The 22,176-nt window shown below is 58.6% G+C and carries 15 protein-coding genes and 2 pseudogenes; 5 read left to right on the top strand and 12 right to left on the bottom strand.

What is annotated here, in order from left to right:
- Positions 1-1,300: UvrD-helicase domain-containing protein (locus NKH22_RS18645; protein WP_352910446.1), on the top strand; the 1,300-nt coding region annotated here is incomplete at its 5' end.
- A 175-nt stretch (positions 1,301-1,475) separates the two neighbouring features.
- On the opposite strand, the gene NKH22_RS18640 is transcribed toward NKH22_RS18645, so the two are convergent.
- From NKH22_RS18640 to NKH22_RS18630, 3 genes are all read right to left on the bottom strand, one after another.
- Positions 1,476-2,939: a hypothetical protein gene (locus NKH22_RS18640; protein ID WP_352910443.1), complete on the bottom strand. Its 1,464-nt coding sequence runs from the start codon at positions 2,937-2,939 to the stop codon at positions 1,476-1,478.
- A 197-nt stretch (positions 2,940-3,136) separates the two neighbouring features.
- Positions 3,137-3,595: a hypothetical protein gene (locus NKH22_RS18635; RefSeq protein WP_352910440.1), complete on the bottom strand. Its 459-nt coding sequence runs from the start codon at positions 3,593-3,595 to the stop codon at positions 3,137-3,139.
- An 848-nt stretch (positions 3,596-4,443) separates the two neighbouring features.
- Positions 4,444-5,682 carry a YcaO-like family protein gene (locus NKH22_RS18630; RefSeq protein ID WP_352910438.1) on the bottom strand — a complete coding sequence of 413 codons (1,239 nt, stop codon included), beginning with the start codon at positions 5,680-5,682 and terminating at the stop codon, positions 4,444-4,446.
- A gap of 102 nt (positions 5,683-5,784) precedes the next feature.
- Here NKH22_RS18630 and NKH22_RS18625 point away from each other — a divergent pair, with 102 nt between their 5' ends.
- Positions 5,785-8,259, top strand: coding sequence for an adenylate/guanylate cyclase domain-containing protein (locus NKH22_RS18625; RefSeq protein WP_352910435.1), 2,475 nt, complete (start codon positions 5,785-5,787; stop codon positions 8,257-8,259).
- Between the two features lie 552 nt (positions 8,260-8,811).
- On the opposite strand, the gene NKH22_RS18620 is transcribed toward NKH22_RS18625, so the two are convergent.
- From NKH22_RS18620 to NKH22_RS18590, 7 genes and pseudogenes are all read right to left on the bottom strand, one after another.
- The gene (locus NKH22_RS18620; RefSeq protein ID WP_352463082.1) at positions 8,812-10,011 is read right to left on the bottom strand and encodes an MFS transporter; all 1,200 of its coding nucleotides are present in this window, start codon (positions 10,009-10,011) and stop codon (positions 8,812-8,814) included.
- A gap of 7 nt (positions 10,012-10,018) precedes the next feature.
- Positions 10,019-11,236 carry an aminotransferase class V-fold PLP-dependent enzyme gene (locus tag NKH22_RS18615; RefSeq protein ID WP_352463083.1) on the bottom strand — a complete coding sequence of 406 codons (1,218 nt, stop codon included), beginning with the start codon at positions 11,234-11,236 and terminating at the stop codon, positions 10,019-10,021.
- 16 nt (positions 11,237-11,252) lie between these two features.
- Complete coding sequence (locus tag NKH22_RS18610; RefSeq protein WP_352463084.1) at positions 11,253-12,671, bottom strand: phenylacetate--CoA ligase family protein; 1,419 nt, start codon at positions 12,669-12,671, stop codon at positions 11,253-11,255.
- Between the two features lie 915 nt (positions 12,672-13,586).
- Positions 13,587-13,721 (bottom strand): annotated as a pseudogene (locus tag NKH22_RS18605) (transposase); the annotation flags it as partial.
- A 395-nt stretch (positions 13,722-14,116) separates the two neighbouring features.
- Complete coding sequence (locus tag NKH22_RS18600) at positions 14,117-14,563, bottom strand: hypothetical protein (protein ID WP_352463085.1); 447 nt, start codon at positions 14,561-14,563, stop codon at positions 14,117-14,119.
- Positions 14,564-14,953: 390 nt separating this feature from the next.
- Entirely contained in the window at positions 14,954-15,202 is a 249-nt protein-coding gene (locus NKH22_RS18595) for a conjugal transfer protein TraD (protein WP_352463086.1), read from the bottom strand.
- 1 nt (position 15,203) lies between these two features.
- Positions 15,204-15,530, bottom strand: coding sequence for a conjugal transfer protein TraD (locus NKH22_RS18590; RefSeq protein ID WP_352463087.1), 327 nt, complete (start codon positions 15,528-15,530; stop codon positions 15,204-15,206).
- Positions 15,531-15,702: 172 nt separating this feature from the next.
- On the opposite strand from NKH22_RS18590, the pseudogene traA reads away from it, so the two are divergent.
- Positions 15,703-18,686 (top strand): annotated as a pseudogene (gene traA / locus NKH22_RS18585) (Ti-type conjugative transfer relaxase TraA).
- Between the two features lie 129 nt (positions 18,687-18,815).
- Positions 18,816-19,028: a helix-turn-helix transcriptional regulator gene (locus NKH22_RS18580; RefSeq protein ID WP_352463089.1), complete on the top strand. Its 213-nt coding sequence runs from the start codon at positions 18,816-18,818 to the stop codon at positions 19,026-19,028.
- A 265-nt stretch (positions 19,029-19,293) separates the two neighbouring features.
- Here NKH22_RS18580 and NKH22_RS18575 read toward each other — a convergent pair whose 3' ends face one another.
- Complete coding sequence (locus NKH22_RS18575; protein WP_352910429.1) at positions 19,294-19,962, bottom strand: hypothetical protein; 669 nt, start codon at positions 19,960-19,962, stop codon at positions 19,294-19,296.
- Between the two features lie 182 nt (positions 19,963-20,144).
- Here NKH22_RS18575 and NKH22_RS18570 point away from each other — a divergent pair, with 182 nt between their 5' ends.
- On the top strand, positions 20,145-20,351 hold the full coding sequence (locus NKH22_RS18570) for a helix-turn-helix domain-containing protein (protein WP_023825501.1): 207 nt from the start codon (positions 20,145-20,147) through the stop codon (positions 20,349-20,351).
- 179 nt (positions 20,352-20,530) lie between these two features.
- On the opposite strand, the gene NKH22_RS18565 is transcribed toward NKH22_RS18570, so the two are convergent.
- Positions 20,531-21,805 (bottom strand): tyrosine-type recombinase/integrase, encoded by a 1,275-nt coding sequence (locus NKH22_RS18565; RefSeq protein ID WP_352463091.1) that lies wholly within the window; start codon positions 21,803-21,805, stop codon positions 20,531-20,533.
- Positions 21,806-22,176 lie beyond the last annotated feature (371 nt).

Here is a 22,176-nt window from a genome sequence, read left to right as displayed (position 1 = left end):
GAGAAGCGGCTACGTTTCATGTCCTGGTCCTCTCGATGGGCCAGAACGAACTTCAAACCGGATTAGATCAGAGGGGCAAGGTCACAATCCCTCGATCAGCATGCTGCTGGGCTCTATATTTTCCTACATTCTCGTCGATGAATTTCAGGACACAAAGGAGATCCAGTACGCGATCATCGCCGCAATTCTTAGGGCGGGCAAAGGCAAGGTCAGAACATTCATCGTCGGCGATCCCAACCAGGCGATTTATGACTCGCTCGGCGGTTACGCGATCACAGCAAACGAGACACGAAAATTGGCAGGGATCGAGCTCAAGGAGCTGGAGCTGTCTGAAAATTTTCGCTCATCGTCCAGAATTGTCAGCTACTTCGACAACTATAAGGTCTTTCCGTCAAAGATCGTCGCTGTCGGGAAAAATAGGGATTATCCGAGCCTAATATCGTTCAATTCTACCATTGAACGAGACGACCTTATTGAAGAGTTGGTCAGGCTGATAAAGTACAATGTTGAGACGATTGGCGTCCTTCCCCAGGAGGTCTGCATCGTCGCCCCATGGTGGATGCACCTGGCGAGTATGACCCGAAAGCTCGTGGCTGCGCTGCCAACCTATAGTTTCGATGGCCCTGGTTTGGTCCCGTTCGGCCGAGACCTCGACAACTTCTGGTACAAGCTATCGAGGATCGTTCTGACGGAAGCCTCGCCGCAAATGTATATGCGCTTGCGATGGGCTGGGGAAATTTTGTCCGCTTTGCAAGATGCCGGCATCGATACGAGCAACCTCTCGAAAAAATCGCTGCTCAGAGAGTGCAACTCCGTTTCGATTTTAGAAGAAGATGGGCTGAAATTTCTCGCTCGGTTTTTTGATGCCCTCTTTACGCGGCTCGGAATTGATTTCCGAGCTGTACCTGTATTGGTCGAACATCACGCCGCATTTTTCGAAAGCTCGAAGGAGCGTATCGACAAGCTTGCGAAGGAGGGAGCCGAATTCATCGGCGACATAGGCTCGTTTCGCAAGGTATTCGAGAACAGGTTTGGGATCACTGTTTCAACGATCCATGGCGTGAAGGGCGCTGAGTATGATTCAGTAATCGCCTATGCGCTGCTTGAGGGCATGGTGCCCCACTTCGCAGACCCGAACGGTGAGGATAGCGCCAAGAAGCTACTGTATGTAGTCAGTTCGCGCGCTCGCAAGAACCTCCATCTTATCTCCGAACGGGGACGCATAGATGGCAAAGGGGACGAGTACCAACCGACCGACGTGTTGCGAGACTACAACTTCACCTACGACACGATCCCTTAGGACACGGCGATCTGGACTTCGTGACCGTAGGGTTGCGGCTTCATAGCCTAGGTATGTACCGCTCTTGACTGCCTGATCGCGCCGGATAAATTCCATGCCGTGCCTTGAGAGAAGCGGCCCTGGGCATCTTGGCTAAGCCGCGTGATAGCGGGGTTGGCGCCGACCTTATCCACTGCTAGTGCGTGCGGCGGTAACGGACGAAGTAACCCTCTTTTTCGAGATCAATACTCGTCAACCTATCGACCAACGAACGGAATCGATTGTCCGTTTCTCGGCCCTCTAGGGACGTTTTCTTCTCGATCAGCGCGGTGAGCAACTCTGCCAACTCATTCCGCAAGACAAGCTCCTCCTCGAAACCGGGCTCCGGCAATTTTGGCTCAGTGCAAAGCATTTCATATAGCTTTTGCCGTCTCCATGGCAGGTTCCATTCCCGGAGCGCTGGAGAGGTGTTCCCATTTTCGTCGATATGAACGAAACCGAGGCTGTTGGGCCAGTTAATCTCCCTACCGGCGACGTGCCCCACGGTCTTGCCGTTCGAGAACTCATGGCAACCCCCGCATGTAATCGCTCCCGCCCTTGCCAGGGCCTCGTTTGACGAGACGCCTTTCGATAAGAGGTCCAACTGGGAAAGTGCTGCAACAATTCTCGGCTTGAGCCCTGAGGCTTCCAACTCAGGATCGTCCTCAGAGTTCGAAGATATGTTCTGAAATTCGTTGAACCGATTTTCGATGGCGGCACCGAAATCGTTCAACAGACTGAGCATGTAGGCCGCTATCGCTGGATCGTCGCGTGGCGCAGGCCCTGATGTAAGCTCGGGACTGAAAAGTTGAGGCAGGTACTGATCAACAAAGGCCTGCTGATAGGCTATCCGTTGCTGCCTCTGCGCTTTCCCGTCTCTCGCGCCTTTACTGTCGTCGCGGTAAAATTCTGCCAAGGCATTGTTCTTCACGGTCTCGATTCGGAAGGCCACGCCAGAGGTCTTGGAAGGAGGCACAAGCTTCCATTCACGCAACTGCCAGTGCTCTGGGCCGTTAAGCGTAGCATTGCCGCGAACTTGCCCGTCCGGTATACCGTAGTTCTTGGCCAGCACCGTTGCGACAAAGCCTGAACCTAAGCCATCGTAGTAAAATGTTTCAAGTTCCGCCGCCATTTGCTCTTCGGCTTTCCCAGACAGACCGCTCCAGAATTCAGCAACCGGCATACAGCCGGCGATCCCGCGCTCGCGGTCAGGATTGGGTAGCACTGCCTCAAAGTTGAGGAAGAAGCGCCCCCACCCCCCTGTCTGCAACCGGTACTTCATCGCGTACACGATCCGGTATTCGCCGCAGTTAGCCCCGTCGCGCGGGGCGCGGTCGAGGCGATTGACCAGAGCAACGGGTCGTAGTCCGGTATCGGCATCCAAGAGTATGTCAGCGCTCGGGATATTGTTATCCCGCTGCTTCTCGATCGACATGGGCAGCATACTGTCGGGGTTGTTCTGCCGGTCAATGTCGTAAGCGTCGAGGAGAGTTTGCACGAAGCCGATGCGATTGGCATCTGGGTCAACTTTGAGGCTCGCTAGAATGGCATCGATGGTGCGCGCGAAACTAAAATGTGCCTTAGAGAAGAAGTTTGGCCAATCTTCCAATGTCACGATCAACGATTGTTTGGTAACGATTTGATCGAGGCTCGCAGGGCATTGTCTTGGGCGAGCAACCGTTTCAGAAGAGACACTACCGACCAAAAGCGCCGCCAATGCGCCGGCAATACTACACCGCCTTCTCATCGCCCCGCCTTCAAAGACTCTGCAACGGCGGAAGTTGCATCAGTGTGTCGCTTACAGCGCCGGCGCACGTGCTATCTGCAACGTGTGAGAAGCATCAGCCCGAAAAGGAAGTTTCTTGCCTTGACTGGATCTTTCTCGTCCTTCGCGATCTCAACAATCGCAGTGACATATTTATCCAAATACGCGATGTCCGGCACCTCATTCCCGCTTGTCCATTGCTTGGGCAGTGAAATGTTGTGCTTCGACTTTGAACTTTTCTTCTGCAAATCTTCTTTTATCTCAACCAGACAATTCCCATGGTTAATGGGTTCCTCGCCTCCATCAATCAATAGGTGAGTAACATCGCATTTTCGACCCATCGAATCTGTGCCCGCATGCTGCTGCACCAGATCAGCCCGGTCGTCGTCGTGAGCGCCGACGAACGCCTTAAAATTGTCATTGTTTAAGATCGCCTTCAGGGCGAAATTGGAATATCCATCTTTGCTCGGGCGCGTTGGATCATCGTTGTCCTTAATGTATAGCCGTGCCATAAACGTGCCTCCCAGCTTAGCCTCTCATTCTATGCGCCCGATCAACGGATCTCGCAAGTGAGACGATGTGGAGTGAACCACTTTGGCTGGACCTCGAGGACCTAAAAAACGATACGCTCGATGGGCAGCTATCCGCTAAACGCGTTCTGATAGCGGACCGACCGCTCACGGCCCAAACCCCGCCATTCGACGCTGCACCAAGCAAGCTCTCCACCGGGATGCATGATGAACCGATCGGTCCGGCCGATCCGGGTCGCGACAATCTTTCCACTACTACCTCTCGCTTGCCAGCCCTTCGACGTCTTTGGTCCGCTCACTTAGAAATAAGAAAGGGCCGGACCGGCCGGACCGCCCTTGGCAGGCTGGGCTCCAGCCCCGGATGACTGCGCAACCCTGGTTGCCGACCACCATGCGCCTGGCGCGATCATGCCGGTACCGGCCAATCGCCGAAACAGGCTCAATGCGAGCGCCTTAGAGGCAAACCTGTCTGGACAGTCGCGCTAACGCTGCCCAGAGTTTTTTTGAACGCGGGGAGCGCCATCGCCGCCGAAAAAGCGCTGCCGCTCCCCCACGTTCGCCCGAGACCGCACCAGCGCTTACAAGACGCCAGGACCACAGGCTTTGCGGTCGACCACTTAACCTTCGATAAGTATGCCGCTGCCCTGGTCCGCTGCCGAGAACTTCTATGTAAATCTGTCCCCCTGGTCAGTCAGGAACCGCTCTTCGCGGGCGACTTGGGCGGATGCCCCTGGAACTTAGTATCGCCATCATGGGCAGCGCCCTCTCGTCAACACGCGTGTTGATGAAAATCTGTGGGAACAGCACGATCAGCTCATGCCGCTGAGACACTAAATCAAAAGCAGCGGCTGGTCCGCTGGCGAAGCGGCGTCGTAGCTTAAATCGCGGCCATCGGGAGCAAGGAGACGGGCTCTTGCGAACCGTGGTTTGTAGTGACAAAGGCGGGTCGATAAAGCGCGAAACACCGGAATGCCGATTTCCGGGCGGGTCATTTCGGCAAACCACAAATCGATTCCCCTGTGCGCCAAGGCGTCGAGCACGTCCGGCAGGTCGCTTTCAATCGCGCGATGAGGTAGACTTGGCGCGACGTGTTGGACCGGCGCCATATCCAGCGGCCGGGTTTCCATTGAGACTTTCTCTCGCCATCGTGACCAAGTGCCAGCTTTGTCTCCAAGCGCTGGGGAAGCCCCGAGCGAAATCTCCATTTGAAGCATCTCGGTCAAGGCGGCTGTCGCGGCGGACTGCAGGCTTGTGCCCGCGGCAAAGCCTAGCGTGACATCCTTGCCGTCCGGTTCTGCTGAAGCGGCAGCCACCACCGGGATATCGATATCTGAGGTAATATTGAAGAGCCAAGTTCGACGTTCGCGATCCAACAGCCAGTCCACAAGCGTTTCGATGCCCAAAAGGCAGGACAAATCAATAGTTTGGCGCTGCCTTCTGCCATACCACCACCTGCCGGTCGCATCCCTCTCGACTAGTTCCAAGATAGCCGCAAGCTTCGCAGCGTCTGCGGTAGTCCCTGCTGCGCAACCACTGCTATCGCCGATGGCGATCGCGTCCTCATCGCAAGCCTCTCGACGTCCTATAAAAGCGAAGTCTGCCGGTATGAACGCGGCATCCCCTCCAAATGCATCTTCAACCCTCAGCCAGTTCAGCGCGGCTGATTCATCCCTGATCGGCGGTCGCCAATCGAAGCCGGTGTTTTCCTTGTTCCACACGGCGCGGGCGGCGAGTTGATCGGGACTGAAGCCGTTCAAGCTTTCAGGAGAGATTGCCGCCGATCCGATCTCGTCGACCGTAGCGGTGACCAACGGCTCGTCACCCCACGAGCAGCAACTGAAGAGCTCGGCTGCCTCGCCAAGGCAACTCGCTCGGCAATCGTTGATGCTCAATCCTCGGCCGCTCGCCAGCCTCCCCGTTTCGGGCATTGCTGCGCGCGGCGCTGACGGCATCCGCAACAGAGCATCGCTAGGGATTGCGACAGCGAAATGAGCCGGAACATCCATCACCGGCAGGTCAATCACGTCGAACAATTCGCCGACCCTGATAAGGTCGCTAAAACCGTCCATGAAAGCATTTGGCATCAGATCGTTGTACCGTCGACTAAACCTGTGTTGGGGAGCACAATAACATAATCGACGGGGCATTGGGCGGCGACCATGGGAGCGAGATTGGAGCGAGCGACCCTCAAGTCGATCCTGTTTGCGGACCTGGCTCAGTATAGCCGGCTAACCGCGGCCGACGAACTTGGGACCCTGGATCTCGTTTCGCAGTGTTTCCAACTCTTCCAAACCCATTGCGAGGAATTCGGCGCCGAGTTCATCAAGACGACAGGCGACGGGGTCCTGATACTGTTCGAGGGTGTATCGAACGCCATCGACTACGCCATTTTCATGCAGGATAGCCTGGCTGAGCTCCTGGACAGGAGAGCGTTTTACAGTCGGTTCCGGATCGGATTGCATATTGGAGAGGTTCATCGCCGTGACGGCGACGTATTCGGGCATGCGATAAACGTGGCTGCCCGAGTGCAGGCTATGGCTGAGCCAGGCGGTGTGTGTGTGACCCAAGACGTCTATTGGGCGGCCCGCAACACCGGGCGGTGGCGTTTTCGGTTCGCCGGGCGGCCCGCATTAAAAAACATGCCTGAGCCGCTGACGCTCTACAACGTGGTTGCCTCCAATGTCGCTGATGTCCCGGATAACGGGCATCAGCAACTGATTTCGGTCATCGATGGGCTTGGCCTTTACAGGGAAGATGGCGAAGCAATCGCACTGCGTTCCCTGAAAGCGCAGGCCCTGATCGGATATCTCGCACTTTCCAGTAATTTTCAGGACGTGCATGACCGGGTGGCTACCTTGATCTGGCCAGAACGAAGCCCGGTAGCTGCTCGGCGTGCAATGGCGAACTGCCTGCAGATCGCCGAAAGATCAATTGCGGGCAACTCGGCGGCAGGAATTCTCAGGCGCGGGAATATTATCGGGTTGAGCCCTTCGCGCATCACCGTCGATGTCGTTCGCATATTGAAGGATCTTGGAGAGGGCAAGATTGACGACCTGCTGCTCAGACGATCGGATTGGTCCGACGCGATCCTATTCGGCCTGGAAGACACCAGCGACCTGTTCAGCGCGTGGCTGAGCGTGACCAGACACAACTGGCGTGACCACGCATTGGAGGCCTTGGAGGCCATGCTGGAACGGTTCGAGATATCCGAACCTGCAATGCGCAGGGCAGCTAATGCCCTCCTGGTGCTTGAGCCCAGCCATGAGCGCGCTGCGCGCTGTCTCATCCGTCACCATGCGGAACTGCAGAATGTCGCCGCCGCAATGCGCGTCTACGAAAATCTGCGCGACCTTCTGAGCGAACGATATCAATTGCTGCCTAGCATGGAAACGACGGCTTTGGCCGAGGCGCTTAAGGGTCCGGAGCCCCTATTGTTCAACAAAAAGAAATCACTGCGGCCGAGCGGACCCGCGCCAACGCTCGCGGTCGCAAAGTTTGAGGCTCGAACAAAGAAAATTTCTCTTTTGGTCTGGGGATTCCGCTCCGAATTAATCGCCAATCTATCCAAATTTCGCGAGTTCACAGTCATCGAGTTGAAAGATGCCGCAACCGAAAGTCCCGGCACGGACTATCTGCTGACGGCCCATTGCGTGGACAACCAAGACGACATGCAGTTGATCGTCTCGGTAAGCGATCCCGGCACGAACCAGGTCATTTGGAGCGATTCGTTTAGATTTTCGCTTGGAAGCTGGCTCGCCTTGCAGAGGCAGCTGGTCGGAAGGATTGCTTCCACTTTGGAGGTTTACCTTTCGCATGACAGGCTGTCGCGCCAGGTCAGGGGCCTCCCGCAAAATCTCAATATCTATGATGCCTGGTTGCGCGGCGAGGACTTGCTGACTCGCTGGACGCCAGATGCCGAAGACGAGGCCGAACGGCTGTTCGAAGGCGCGATCGCTGCCGACCCGAACTTCGCTCCTGCCTACGCCAGTTTGGCCAGCATCCACAATTCGCGACAATTTATCCGGCCGGGAATTGCTGCCGATCCTTCGATAACGGAGAGGGCTGCCGAGCTCGCCCAACGCGCCGTGGCGCTCGATCCCCTGGATGCACGCAATCATTTGGTCGTCGCCTGGTCGACAGCCATGGCCCGACACTTCGAACAGTCGGAAGTGCACTACGAACTGGCCGCCGAACTCAACCCCAACAGTCCCAAGACACTGGTGTCGGCTGCTTTGGGCATGGCGTTCATGGGCCGCGTCGATTCTGCGTCGCGTCTGCTGGGGCGTGCGATGGATCTGACATCGATGTTTTTGGACTATCAGTGGTCACACATCGCGGTAATCCGCTATTTTGCCGGAGATTTCGAAGCCGCAATCGCGGCGGCCGATCGGTCCAAGAACGCAATCGTCGACACTGCCGGTTGGAAAACGGCTGCCCTGCGCAAGCTAGGCAGGACGGACGAAGCTCGTGCGGCGCTGATGCAATTGCACACGTCCATTGCCGCAGCCTGGGCAGGACCGGCCGCGCCGACGCCTAAGGACATCCTGGACTGGTTTCTAGGCGCTTTCCCGATCAAGCGGGACGAGGATAGGCGCGACCTGGCACGGCTATGCCAAGTAGATGTGCACGTGCACAAGCTCCCTTGATCCATCGGCCGCACTAGGCGTCGAAACCGGTGGGAGCGTTTTGTCCTGGGATGGGGAAGGCCACTGTCGGAACGAGCAGCCTATGCTCTGAGCTCTCGAGAAGAGCGCGTAGTTCCGCGCATTAGGGTCTAAACGGTTATCGGCCGATCACACGAGGGCCCAAACTTGGCCGGCGCTCCCCTGCGCTCCCCAGAGCGGCTTTCGGCCAACGGCAAAGGGCCTACCGCGCGAGTGCCACATCGGAAACGCCGAGCTCCTTTGCGACAGCCTTTCCCAGACCAACGCGAAGAGTTCCTCTCGGAATAAATCTCGGCGCCGCATGACGTTCATGCTCCATTCGACCTTAGCGTGTTGGTGGGAACAGTTCTTGTCCCGACCTCGATGCGCCTGAGTTCACTGCGATCTCGTCTGAAGAAAACCATCCGGATGAGGCCTGATTTGAGATTGAACTCAACTGCCATCCAGAACGCCTCCGGTTCGCCTTTCTCCAAGAAATTCGGGGAGCTTTTCGTCGGGATCGACATCGGTCCGCTGGTGTCCCAGCCACCGAGATCACGGTGCGAAGCGAAGTTTTACGGTGCTGGCGAGAATGACCCCCAGCAGGCACAACGAAGTCGTGGCAAGCGTGATGATGAGGGTGTTCCAGCCGAAGAGCACGTAGAATGCGCCAGCGCCGAGCGCACAAGCGCCAATGATCGCGAACTCAAGCAGTTCGTTGAACCCCTGCGCCGTCGCCCGCTCCTCAGAATCCGGAATGCTGGCGAGAATCTCCGTGGCGCTCACATACACGAAGTTCCAACCCGCGCCGACCAGGAATAGTCCCATCGCGAACGGGATGAACGCCTTTGCGCCAAACAGGCTTCCCAATCCGGCGATCATGATGACGCCGCCAGCGCTCAAGAGTTGACGCGCCGAAAACTTTGTCACGAGCCGGGAAGCAAACATCGACGGGATGAACATGCCGATCAGATGCAGCTGTATGATGCCTCCGGTCGCCCCGACACTGAGGCCACAACCTACAGCGGCGACCGGCAATGCCGTCATGGCCGTTACCATCACGCCAAACGCGACCGCCGAGGCCACCAGCGCCAATCCGACGGCGGGCCGCCTAAGGGCCGCACCCAGGCTCCGGCCGACGTGCGCCACCGGAACACGTGACCGCCTGTCCTCAATGCCGAATGCAAGGATGGCCGATGCGATCGAGAACGCCGCGACAGCGGCGTAGCTGCCCAGGAACATCGGTGGCGCGAGGACCGCATCGAGGACCGCGCCAAGCTGCGGGCCGACAAGCACTCCGACCAGACTTAGTCCGATCGTCCAGGCGACCGCCTGGCGAATTGCACGTTCGGCCACCGATTCGGCGGCGGCGAAGCGATAGTATTCCGAAGTTGCTTGAAACACTCCAAACAAGGCGCTTCCAGCGCACAGGAGCGGAAATGACTGCACGACAATCGCTGTCATGCAGAGGATTGCGGCAGCCACCCCTGCCAGCGAGCCGAAGATAAAGCACGTCTTTCTCCCCAGGCGATGCATCAGCAGCGAAAGGGGGAAGGTGACCAGGGCGGTCGCTACATGGATCAGGGCGAATGGCAATGTGGCCAGTATCTTGTGATCGGCCAGATAAAAGCCTGCGAGGCCACTCACCACTAAGCAAACCGAGCCAGCGGCCGTGTAAGCCATCTGGCAGCTCACCAGGCAAAGCAGGTTGCGTGACCAGAAGATTCGTGGGGACAGCTGGAGTTCGTTTGTCATCAGGCCATCATCCTTCCCCTGCCCGCTGGAAACGCGTCAGCAGCACATTCAATGCCTCACCAGCGCAGCCGATTTCGGCAGGTTCGTTATAGAAATGTGCAGATAGCCGCAGGGTGCCTCCCGAAAGGCCCAAACCCTCATGGAGCGGATAAGCACAGTGGAACCCTGCCCGGGCCATCACCCCGAACTCATCGCTGAGCGCGGATGCAATTGTTTCGATCCGAACGACAGCGTCGGGCGCAAACAGGCTGACGATCGGCACTGTCGACTCGTCCCGGCAATAAAGTCCGCGGCAGGCAGGCAATTTGCTCACCACGTCCTTCAGACACGCAGCGAGCGTCCGGTTGCGGTTCTGGATCTGTTCCCAGCCAATCTTGACGATGTAGTCGGCGGCGGCGGCGAGTCCCAGTACACCGCTGATGTTCGGAGTGCCCGGCTCTAGGCGGCCGGGCAAAGCCTTCAGCGAGTAACAATGCCGGGTCACCGAGGTGACGCAGCCGCCGCCTAGAGCCGTCGCTTCGATCATCTCGAGGGCATCGCGCCTTCCGGTTAGGACGCCAATGCCGGGAGGGCCCAGCATTTTGTGGCCGCTGAAAACCAAGAAATCACAGCCGATCTCCTGGATGTCCACCGGGAAATGGGAGATCGCCTGTGCCGCGTCCACGCAGCTAAGCGCGCCGGCTTCGCGTGCAAGCTGGCAGATCTCCCTGGCAGGCTGCACCACGCCGAAGACATTTGAGACATGTGCAAACGCCAGCAGGCGGGGGCGATACTTCGCCAAAGCGTCTGCCACCAAGTCGAGGCCGACCGCCTTGTCGGGTGGTACATCCAGCCAGACGACCTGCCCCGCCCGCATCCAGGGGAGGATGTTGGAATGATGTTCGGAGCTGAATACCAGGATCCTGTCCGACCTTGCAAGACCCAACCCGGACGCCACCACGTTGATCGCACCCGTCGCATTCTGGACAAAAATCACATCGGCAGGGGCGACGTTGAGGAATTCTCCCATCGTCCATCTGGCGGCCTCGTGCAATTCCGAGGCTTCTTCCGAAAGAGCATGGTTGCCTCTGTGGACATTGGCGGTTACCTCAGTCGCGTGCCTGCGCTCAGCCTCGATTACCGTGCGGGGCTTGAGCGCAGTAGCCGCCGAATCCAGGTAAATAACCTGACGCTCCGCCACCCGGCGTTCAAGCATCGGGAAGTCAGATCGAAGGCCGGATGGCATGATGGGAAACGCCTCTCTACGCCGCCGGACGCACCAGCGGGTACTTTAAGGAGGGCAGCGGCCGCAGCGCGCGGACTTCTCTGACATTGAGGGAGCGTATGTCAAACTTATCGAAAAAGGCCTCCCGCAGCTCGCTTGCCTTGAAGCCTCCAGATTCGGACGGAATGACGTCTGCGCAAAATCCACCATCTTGGGCATACACCTGCGCAAACGCAATACCGGCGACCTCAGCGACCGCACTGTCGACCTGCCGCGTCGTGACGCGGCGGCGGCCCGCTAGAAGTGTTTCCTGAGAGCGTCCGTGGAAGATCAAAGTGCGCCAGTCGCTGAGCGGGCATTCGCAATCGACCTCAGACCAGGCTGCCAGGTCGCCGATCTCGTATCTGAGGAGAGGCATGACCTCACTGGCGTGAGTGGTTATCAGCACATCGCCGACCCCAGGCGGCAAGCCAGCAGTCTTGCAGGCTTCTATCTCGACGAAACTGTGGTCTTCGAACACGTGCCAGTGCCCACATCGGCAGCCGACTGCCACCTCCAGGCCGCCGCATTCAGTGGCCGAATAAATGTCATAAACGGGAGCTTTCCAGGCTGCTTCGATCGCGCGGCGCTGCAGCGTAGGAGTGTACTGGTAAGTTACGAGTACTAGGGAAACCGAGGGTAAATGCAAGCCAAGTCCCCTTGCCCGGGCAGTAAGCCAGTTGAGATAGACCGGATTCGCAACCAGAATGTCGGGGCGGAAACTCTCAAGATCCTCTGCAAACTGTCGGACGAGACTGTCGTCCGCGTGAAAAATGTCATGATTTCCAGCAATATGAAGCGTCGTTCGTTCGATCAGGCGATCCTCTCGCGCCGCCGATGCCAGGCCGCAATATCTGACTACGCAGTTGGGGCTTGTGATCACTGCTGCCCGCACGGCGTCAGGTAGCGGCGCAATACCCCAGACCTGTTCCGGGTAAGGCGGCAAGTGGTCGGAACGGAGCTGGGCGATGACCTGCAGCCGCTCGCCTGATGAGCCGCTCGTCTGGGCGATTTCGAGCGATCCATCGGTCAGCCCGCCTGCTATGCTGACTTGGGGATCCAGCATGTCAGCCCAATGCTCGCGGAGATCGGCTTTTGACAGCCGAGGAGCTTGGGGCAGTCCAACGAAGCCTGATTTCGCCTCCAGTTCGCGACTATTCTCGCGATAGTAAGGAACACTTTCCCGCAGTCTCTGAACAAAGGCTGACAGAACCGCGTTCCTGTGCAGGTCCGCAAGCTGCTTGCGCCAAGGGCGCTGCTTGGCCCGTAGACTGCCAAGGGGAATGTCTTCATCCAGGAACCCGAGAGGTTCAACGAAATTGGCCACAACCTCCGGCAGAAGCGCGGTCTGCTGCAAGACCTCGTCAATGCCCGCTATTTCAACGTGAAACTGGGTTCTGGTATCAAGAAGGCGCACGGACTCGCCCGCTTGTTCGCAAACAACACTCCTACACAGTGTCCGGCGCACCAAGCCCTCTCCCTGGAATGGTCATGAAGAGGCGAAGCTTACCCCCGCCGCCTTGGCTGCAGCCTCAAAACACGGTCTGGAGCTATCGCGTGTTGCCCGGTCATCGGCAGCACAAGCTTTAACGCTATGCACCCCGCCTTCGTCGTTTTGTTAGGGCTGGACGCGCGAAGAGCCTCCAGCCCTTGACGGCCTAGCGTTACTTGCTAGCCCGCAATATGCACGTTTTAGAGGCGTTGCCGGACTTTTTTACCGACAGTGGCACAAGTTTGACTTTCACCTGCTCCTCCTTTTGCTACGCAAAGTGCTTTAGCATACCGAGCTTGCATCGACAAGTAGTATCGAATGATGATCTTCCCCAACTCGCTAGCGAATTAATAATCCACGATCGACGATTGTGCCTAGTTGAACCCTTCTATAAACTGACGCACATATCGGAAGTCTCCGACTGCCGCGGACTTGAGTGCGAAGAGAACTAGTCCATCGGGGATCGGTTCAGACGTCTCGGGATGGAGACGCATGTCGCTGATCATTCTCGCGATCGCGGCAAGGGCATCACCTTCGGCGAGAACCTCAAGTGCGTCCTGCTTGCACCAAGCGATATGTTCCTCTCGGGTCATGGGCATTTGAGAGAACTCTGCTGAGGCGGAAAGACCATATCGGGTCTGTGGCTGTTCGACAAGGTTGAGGACGAAGCGGCGCTACGCGACGCGCTGCTGTTGACCCGTCCCGGCGACGACGTCGGGTCGGCCGCATGCTGCGTGCGAACGCTGGCGTCGCGCCTAGTCGAGATCTTGCTGGCCGAAACTGCGCTCGTCGATATCAGTGCCAATTTAGGGAGCGTGGTCGAAGGGCAGGCGATGGGCGATACTTCGCCTTCCATTTGTAGATGCTGGCGTCGCTGACCCCGTGCTTGCGGCACAGATCGGCCACCGAGACTCCGGCCTCGTGTTCCTTCAAAATTCCGATGATCTGCTCTTCAGAGAAGCGGCTACGTTTCATGTCCTGGTCCTCTCGATGGGCCAGAACGAACTTCAAACCGGATTAGATCAGAGGGGCAAGGTCAACCCGCCTCCCTTTGGCCTCCCGTTGCCGACGCGGGGCTTGTCCGCTGGTGACGGCTTGATCCCGAAGCGCAACTCCTTGATCCGAGCCTCTTTAGACGCTTGCAGGTGTTTACCGACATGCTCGTGACCTATACCTTAGCCACCGAAACAGGCGGGACTCTGGCCGCCGCAGGATGGAAGGTTGTCGCTCAGGTGCGGGGAAGGCCGTAGTCTTGCCCGTCTAAACCACGAGTGGACACGACGCGCCAGCAGATAAGTTGCGCTTCGAGAAGGAGGCGGCCTGACCATTTACGGTGGAGGAGTTCGAGAGCTCCACAGACTCGGAGCGCGTCACTGGCTCTGGATGTGGGTGTGGTCAGACATCCGCTCAGCCAGCCTAGCCCCATATGAAATCAGAGAACCGCTAAGCCCGAGAACTGCCAGTAAACAGAATAACTCGATGGCGAGTCGTGCTGGATGCCAACGCTTCACGCCACCAGGGACCCGCGCAAACTGCGAGTTTGTATACTCGGTCAACTTCGCTCCTATGACAGCCCCCACCATCAGCGTCAGCTTGATAGAAATTCCGCTGATGGCCAGCAATGCGCACCATCGGGTCACGACTGAGAAGCTGAAGCCAGTGCCTAGGTCGCTCGCCACGAAAGTGCCCAACAGTACTAGAAAGGCCAAGCGGGTGAGCATGCCTACGAAGTCGGAAAGCTTTTTGGTGCGGTCATAAGCCGTGTCAAATCGCTTTTTTGCTGCTGCCGCAACCACCGCGTGGTCGATGTCTGACATTGATCGTCCCCCTCATTTGGCGCTCGCCAAGCTTAAGACATACTATTCGCGCCCGTGCTTCGCACCCCCACTCGGACCTGGGAGCGTCGAGTTCATCCGGCCAAGATTCTGCACTTGGAGCCGATATTATTGGGTTACGCGCCAGTTACGCCCCAGTGGTAGTTTTCAGAGGTTTTGGCTGAGGCCGTTTCATCCAACCTTTCGAAGGGGTTGGATGGTGGGCGATGCAGGGATTGAACCTGCGACAACCCCACCCGTGTGAAGGGTGCGCTGTCTCGTCGGCGCGAGATCACATGTGCCGAACGTCCCCGTCAATGTGAAAGACCAATTTCGCACTGAACAGTTGTGACCAGGTGGACGGCTTCGGCTCGCCCTGTTCGGCGACCATCGCTACGTTCGCCGGCCCATCTGCCTATCAAGTCCTTCACCATCGAACGCCTTCATACCCTTCGCAGTCCATAGGTTTCGCGCATGTTCGCCTTCATCGCTTTGCAGCTTGGCGGCAATCCAGATCAGCGCGCCGTAGATGGTAGCGCGATCATCGGCAGTCAGCTCGACGATGCCTGCCTTGACGACAAGGCCACCGAGTTCGATCAGATGTCGGGTACGCTTGCGGCGCTCGACCTGCCACGTGCGCATGTCATTGCGAGCCTGTGCCGCCTGCCGGCGATTGTGTGCTGCCCGGTTGCGCTGGAGCGCCGCGAGGGTTGCGCTGAGATGCCGGAGCAGTTCGCCGGGACCTGCTTTCGAAAAACATCACCCCACGCTTGGCCCATGCCTCACGATTTGAGGTGTCTACCGTTTCGGCGATTGCGACCAATGCACCGGCCAGTTCATCGGTACTGAGCTGGTCGGCGCCGGTGGCGATCACCAGTTCGCCAAGTTGCTGCACCTTCCGCGTTTTTAGCTCTCGCGCTTTGTCTTCCAGCGCCTTCAGTTCGGCGTCGAAGTCTCGTGGCTTACGCATGGCCGTCTCCATTGATTGTCGATGCGGCAATGATAGGGGATGGCCTGCCGGAAGGCTGCAGAGTTGCCGAGACACCCCGGGACGGGCTGGTCCATCCCGAGAATTTTTCGAGGGAGGGCGCGCTTATACGTCGTGCCGACGTGCGGTTTGACGTGCAAATGATCTGGTCGCGATGGCGATCTATCATCTTCACGTCAAGGTCATTGGCCGCAAGGCTGGCTCGAGTGCTGTGGCATCGGCTGCCTACCGCTCGGCTGCGCGGCTGCGCGATGAGCGGATTGATAGGAGCCATGACTTCTCGGCCAAGCGCGGTGTCGTCCATTCCGAGGTGATGCTGCCGGAGAATGCGCCGGAAGCCTGGAACGACCGCGAACGGCTCTGGAACGATGTCGAGGCTTTCGAGGTACGCAAGGATGCCCAGCTCGCCCGCGAGGTGGAGTTCGCCCTCCCGCGTGAATTGAGCCAGGCACAAGGCATCGAGCTGGCGCGCGACTTCGTGCAGGCCGAGTTTGTCAGCCAGGGCATGGTCGCGGACCTCAATGTGCATTGGGACAGGGCGGAGAATGGCAGTCCCAAGCCGCATGCTCATGTTATGCTCACCATGCGTTCAGTCGATGAGAACGGTTTCGGGGCGAAGGTTCGAGACTGGAATGCTACCCAGATGGTCGAGCGCTGGCGCGAGCGATGGGCGGAACTTGCCAATGAACGCCTAGCTGAACTCGATATCGACGTCCGCATCGATCATCGCAGTCTGGAAGCGCAGGGCATTTCGTTGGAGCCGCAAACCAAGATCGGTGCGCCGGCTCAGCGCATTGAGGGCAGTGGCCTCGACGCTGACGGCATTGAAGCAGATCGCGCCGAACTGCATCGTGAGATCGCGCGCAACAATGGCGCGCGCATCATTGCCGATCCATCCGTGGCGCTGGATGCCATCACGCATCAGCAATCGACTTTTACTCGAAAGGACATGGCGAAGTTCGCGCATCGGCACAGCGATGGCATCGAACAGTTCAACCAGGTGATGGGCGCGATCGGCAACGCGCCCGATCTGGTCGAACTGGGCAAGGACGGCCGTGGAGTCGATCGGTTCACCACCCAGAATATGATCGAGACCGAACAGCGGCTGCATCGCGCGGCGGAACGCATGGCCGGAGAGGAACGTCATGCGGTGAGTGATCGGGATCGTGTGACTGCTTTGGCGGATGCCAATCGTCATGGCCTTGTTCTGTCAGGCGAGCAGAGCGATGCACTGGATCACATCACGGACGGTCGCGATCTTGGTGTCGTTGTCGGTTTTGCCGGCACCGGCAAGAGCGCGATGCTTGGCGTGGCGCGCCAGGCATGGCAGCAGCCGGCTACGAGGTTCGAGGCGCTGCACTCTCCGGCATTGCGGCCGAGAATCTTGAAAGCGGTTCCGGCATCTCGTCTCGAACCATCGCCAGCATGGAACATAGCTGGGGGCAGGGCCGCGACCTGCTCACCGCGCGTGATGTTTTGGTGATCGACGAGGCAGGCATGGTCGGCACTCGCCAGTTGGAGCGCGTGCTCTCCCATGCGGCGGGCGTAGGCGCAAAAGTCGTGCTGGTCGGCGATCCGCAGCAGCTGCAGGCGATCGAAGCGGGTGCTGCATTCCGTTCCATCCACGAACGTCACGGCGGCGTCGAGATGGGCCAGGTGCGCCGGCAGCGCGAGGATTGGCAGCGTGACGCAACGCGCGATCTTGCAACCGGCAGGATCGGCGCCGCGATCGGCGCCTATGACGTAAAAAGCATGGTGCACCAGGCTGCCTCACGCGATGAGGTGCGCAGCGATCTTGTCGAGCGCTGGGATCACGACAGGCAGGCAGAGCCTGACACAAGCCGGATCATTCTCACTCACACAAACGACGAGGTGCGCGCGCTCAACCAGGCAGCGCGCGACCGCATGCGTGCTGCCGGCGATCTAGGCGACGAAGTTCAGGTGGATGTCGAACGCGGTGCAAGGAACTTCGCCAGCGGTGACCGGGTCATGTTTCTGCGCAACGAGCGCGGGCTTGGCGTCAAGAACGGCACGCTCGGCGTGATCGAAGAGGTCAGCGCGCAAACCATGACGGTTCAAACCGACGATGGCAGGTCTGTGCGCTTTGACTTCAAGGACTACGCCCACATCGACCACGGCTATGCTGCGACCATTCACAAGGCCCAGGGCATGACCGTCGACCGCACGCATGTGCTGGCGACGCCAGGAATGGATGCCCATGGCAGCTACGTTGCCCTGTCGCGGCATCGCGACAGGATGGACCTGCATTACGGTCGTGATGACTTCGCGACGCGCGAACGGCTCGTCCGGACGCTGTCACGCGACCGCGCCAAGGATATGGCGTCGGATTACGACCAGATCGACCCGGCGCAGAGCTATGCCGAGCGGCGCGGGATTAGCTTTCGCGAGCGTGTCGCAGAGATCGTACGCAAGGTCGTGCCTGAAAGGCTACGCAACATGTTCGACGGCCGGCGCCCTTCGGCAGATGGCGCGCCCGACTTCGACGCCATGCGCAGGCCGGAAAGAGAGGAAGTGCGCCTCGAACCCGCCGCGCCCGCCAGAGAGATCGCCGAGGACGGGCAAGCGGCGTTGCGGAAAACCCGAACCGATGCGCTCGTGCGTCATGCCCGCGCTGTGGACGCCATATTCAGCGCCGCGGATGCCCGTAGCAGGGCCAGCCCGGCGCTGTTGCGCGAACTGGCTGACGCCCGCAAGGCCTTCCAGGAGGTGCGGCCCAATGGCTGGCGCGATGCCGAGGCCGCTTACATCAAGGACGCGGGCCTTGCTCGCGAGGCCGGCGGTGGCAAGGTCAATCGCGCCATCCGCGCCCTGCAGCTTGAAACCGAAATCCGCACCGATCGGAGCCGCCGTGCCGACCGCTTCGTACAACGCTGGCACAAACTGGACCGGACCAGCCAGCACCAGTATCAGGCGGGCGACATGTCCGGCTACAAAGCCACGCGATCGGCGATGGGTGACATGGCCAAAAGCCTCGAACGCGATCCGCAGCTTGAATCCATCCTCGCCAACCGCAAGGGGGATCTCGGCATCACCTTCGAATCAGGCCGTCGTCTCGGGTTGGAACTCGCCTTCAATCACGGCATCGACCTCGGCCGAGGCCGGGGCATTGGACTCTAGACCCGTCCGATTTGCCGCCGTCTCTACGCCGGGGCACGACGACCCGGAAAACCCTCTTGCGAGCCCGTAAGTGTCTGTCCTCTCTGGATCAGGAGCAGTCAGAACCAGCCAGCGAGAGGCAGCGCGACCATGCCTGAAGCAGACCGGATCATCCGCCTGAAAACCGTCCTTTTCCGGACCGGTTTGTCTCGGTCCACGATCTATCGCAAGATCGCCGAAGGCACCTTCCCACGCCAGATCCAGATCAGTATCCACGGTGCAGGCTGGCATGAATCCGACATCAGTCGCTGGATCACCAATCCCGTTTCGTGGCGTCCGCAAGACGAGGGCGACAAGTTGTGATGAGGGTGATGCACACTGCGCAGAAAGCTGGCCTTCATCGAGACGCAGCGGTCACGGCGGCGGAACTGTTGCTTGAGCCCATGTCCATTAGGAGCGCCGGCGAGGCGAGCGAACACGGCAAACCAGAAACGATAGTCGGCTTGGCGCCCAACAAGATGGGTTGCTCAGCCAAGGCAACTTTGGAGCAAAGCGGCCGTGACGGGCTGCCTCCGATCCGGCTTTCTTCTAAGCAGGCTGCATCCTCACCGCCTATAAGGTCCGTCGGCTAACGATTGCCCGATCGATCGCGATCATCGCCGGATCGATGTTTATGGTGGCGGACGAGGTCATCCAGCACAGATCGGATATGCGGCCAGGGGAAATCGTCAGGATGTTCCCAGTGCTCACCGTCACGCAGAATGACCGTGAGCTTGGCCAAAATGCCTTCGATGGACGTGGCCGGTGTCTGCGGTAGATCATCCAGAAGTGCGCTTTCGGCTGTTTCCGATTGCCTGATCAGTTCGTCTGTTCTCGAATAGCCGATCTCATCATCAGCAGCATCCCAACGCGCCTGGTGTGCCGCGAAATCTGCAAACGCCCTATCCCATTCGATTTCATTTTCCGGAGAGTAGACATCGTTGAGGCTCTCGATGGAATGGAGCGTCACGTCCCTACCATCGGCAAGACGCACTTTGGCGCAGGGAAAGCCGACCGTCCTCGCGAGGTGTGTCTCCAACCGCTGCTGTTCGCGGCACAGCGCCAGTGTCTCATCATGGATCTTTTGCCAGTTGCCACACAGACAGAGAGCAGGATCGGCCGCGCTGCGGCCGTCCTTCAGTTCGGCAGCCCGCGACTTTACCTGGAAGGGCCATGCCACGGCGGCCGTGGCCGTACCCGCCAGCAGGCGCCGCCGGGTGACGAAAGACAAACTCATGCTATTGTCGGAATCATCCATGATCCGAGCTCCATGAAAGCTGGGGTTGTGGTTAGGTTGGACAGGTGTGACCGCACCTGTCCAACCGCTCAAGATGCTTGTCGGCATCAACGGTAGTATCAGTGTTACTATCTATGGCGAGCAAATGCAACAATTTAGTAACAGGGTTACTACGGATGGCAATAACTTCGGCCCAGTGTCGGATGGCGCGGGCAGCTCTCCATCTAGGCATTCGGGAGCTTGCTGCCCTCGCAAAGGTCTCTCCCAACACTATCGCGCGATTGGAGCGCGGCGAGGTTTTGTTCGACAACACACTGCAGGCGGTACAGGGCGCCCTGGAGAACGCTGGCATCGAATTCATTCCAGAGAATGGTGGTGGGCCCGGCGTGCGCTTAGCCAGGCGAAATTAGAGGTGGCGTCATGCAGCGCCAGTCGAACTGAGCGGAAACATCTCAGCGCCACCGCTGATAATTCCGGTTCGCCCGATGCGATCAGCGATCGATGTTGCTGAACAGCTTAGCGTTCCGTTTTGCTCGCGAGCTTATCGCCTTCGGCCAGCGTTGCCGAGGCTCATGTTTTAGTGCTTTGGTCAGTTCCCACCGCGCAAAAACTTAGCCCAATCGCTCATCATGGCGCGGCGCTTCTCAATCATGGTTTCGCGCCGGTATGCGGCCTCAACGTCGCTGTTGATGGCGTGGGCAAGCGCAAATTCCCGCATGTCTCGGGGATAGTCGGACAACTCCCCTGCCCAATCAGAAAACGTTGACCGCAGCCCATGGGGCACGGCTGGGCGCTTTGAGTTCTTGTCCAGCCAGCCCGTGCGGCCCGCCTCGATCTCGCTTTCGTGCATGCGCTTCATGGTAGCACTCAACGTCATATCGGACAGCATGCCGCCACGGATCGCGGGAAACACATATTCTGTGTCGGCGGCCGCGGCTTCTCTCATCGCAGTTAGGATTGTCATTGCCGCATCGGATAGCGCCACAACGTGCGGCCGCCTCATTTTCATTCGCGATGCCGGCACCGTCCACAATTTGGCGTGCCAATCGATTTCAGGCCATTCCATGCCGCGCACTTCCCCCGATCGCGCAGCGGTCAATGTCGCGAATTCCAATGCCCGTGCACCCGTGCCTTCGCGTTTGCGCAATGCTGCGAACCACGTGGGCGCGTCCTTCAACTGAACGGCGGGCTGATTATCGACTGTCGCAACCTTGCTTGGCTTGGACAACATGGCATTGAGATTGCCCTTCCACTCTGCCGGATTGTCGCCCTCGCGGTGTCCGTGTGCCTTTGCCCAATCAAGCACGCGTTCGCAACGTTGCCGCAAACGCGTGGCCGTCTCCGTCTTGGTCGTCCAGATCGGCTTAAGGATTTCGACCATGTGATGTTTGGTGACTTCGGAAACGGCAAGATTGCCGATGACGGGCATTGCATACGTGTCCAGCGTGGATTGCCATTGCTTCCGATGCTTTTCGTTTCTGAATTCCGCCAGTGTGTCGGCAAGGAATTTGTCAACGGCATCGCGGAATGTGAGATGGCGCTTTGCGGCTTCAATCGCGGCTTTGCGACGGTCGCGCTTCTCTTGTAGCGGATTTATGCCGCTGCGGATTTTGTCTTTGGTTGCCCTCGCCCGCTCGCGGGCTTCGCCCAATGATACGTCATGCCCGCCAAGACCCATTTCGCAACGCCGGCCATTCACGTTTGTTGTGCGCAATAGCCACGATCGGCCGCCGCCCGGCGTGATTTGGAGCATGAGCCCGGCAACACCACCGACAGCAAATACAGCGTTGCCGGGTGTGGTCGATCCGGGGTGTTTCAAGTTCTTGACGGCTAGTGCTGAAAGTTCCTTCGCGATCTTCGGCATTTCTCTATCCCATCATCTTACCCGCCAAAAATAATGGCATTGGATGATGCGGATTGCAACGGCGCGAGACAGCCATTTTAGATTAAATCATTGATATTACCTTATGATTTGCATTGATTGAGACGATATGAGACAGCAATATGGCTGTCGCTCTCTCCGCCACTATCAAGCCCTTGAAACCGCCTGCGATTTCCCATCCCAGCGGGTGCGGCTGACTTTACTTCACATGCTCGCCCTGGGTTCATGGCGGATTGCCGGCTTGCTCGCCAAGCCAGGCTCAGAAATGCCGCGGAGCGATCCGGCGGTCGCCGTCACCTGTTCAACCGCCAGAGTTTCAAAGCCGGACCTCTGTCTTCACTCTTCGTGCCCCA

The organism is Mesorhizobium sp. M1252 (genome assembly GCF_040318265.1).
Classification (GTDB): Bacteria; Pseudomonadota; Alphaproteobacteria; order Rhizobiales; family Rhizobiaceae; genus Mesorhizobium.
The sequence above is the reverse complement of the archived record's forward strand: the minus strand, read 5'-3'. Positions and strand labels throughout refer to the sequence as shown.

Bases quoted from the DNA above. Each gene is read 5' to 3' on its own strand.
- NKH22_RS18635 (WP_352910440.1), bottom strand. From the start codon at position 3,595: ATGGCACGGCTATACATTAAGGACAACGATGATCCAACGCGCCCGAGC.
- NKH22_RS18630 (WP_352910438.1), bottom strand. From the start codon at position 5,682: ATGGACGGTTTTAGCGACCTTATCAGGGTCGGCGAATTGTTCGACGTG.
- NKH22_RS18620 (WP_352463082.1), bottom strand. From the start codon at position 10,011: ATGACAAACGAACTCCAGCTGTCCCCACGAATCTTCTGGTCACGCAAC.
- NKH22_RS18615 (WP_352463083.1), bottom strand. From the start codon at position 11,236: ATGCCATCCGGCCTTCGATCTGACTTCCCGATGCTTGAACGCCGGGTG.
- NKH22_RS18600 (WP_352463085.1), bottom strand. From the start codon at position 14,563: ATGTCAGACATCGACCACGCGGTGGTTGCGGCAGCAGCAAAAAAGCGA.
- NKH22_RS18595 (WP_352463086.1), bottom strand. From the start codon at position 15,202: ATGCGCACGTGGCAGGTCGAGCGCCGCAAGCGTACCCGACATCTGATC.
- NKH22_RS18590 (WP_352463087.1), bottom strand. From the start codon at position 15,530: ATGCGTAAGCCACGAGACTTCGACGCCGAACTGAAGGCGCTGGAAGAC.
- NKH22_RS18580 (WP_352463089.1), top strand. From the start codon at position 18,816: ATGCCTGAAGCAGACCGGATCATCCGCCTGAAAACCGTCCTTTTCCGG.
- NKH22_RS18575 (WP_352910429.1), bottom strand. From the start codon at position 19,962: ATGGATGATTCCGACAATAGCATGAGTTTGTCTTTCGTCACCCGGCGG.
- NKH22_RS18570 (WP_023825501.1), top strand. From the start codon at position 20,145: ATGGCGCGGGCAGCTCTCCATCTAGGCATTCGGGAGCTTGCTGCCCTC.
- NKH22_RS18565 (WP_352463091.1), bottom strand. From the start codon at position 21,805: ATGCCGAAGATCGCGAAGGAACTTTCAGCACTAGCCGTCAAGAACTTG.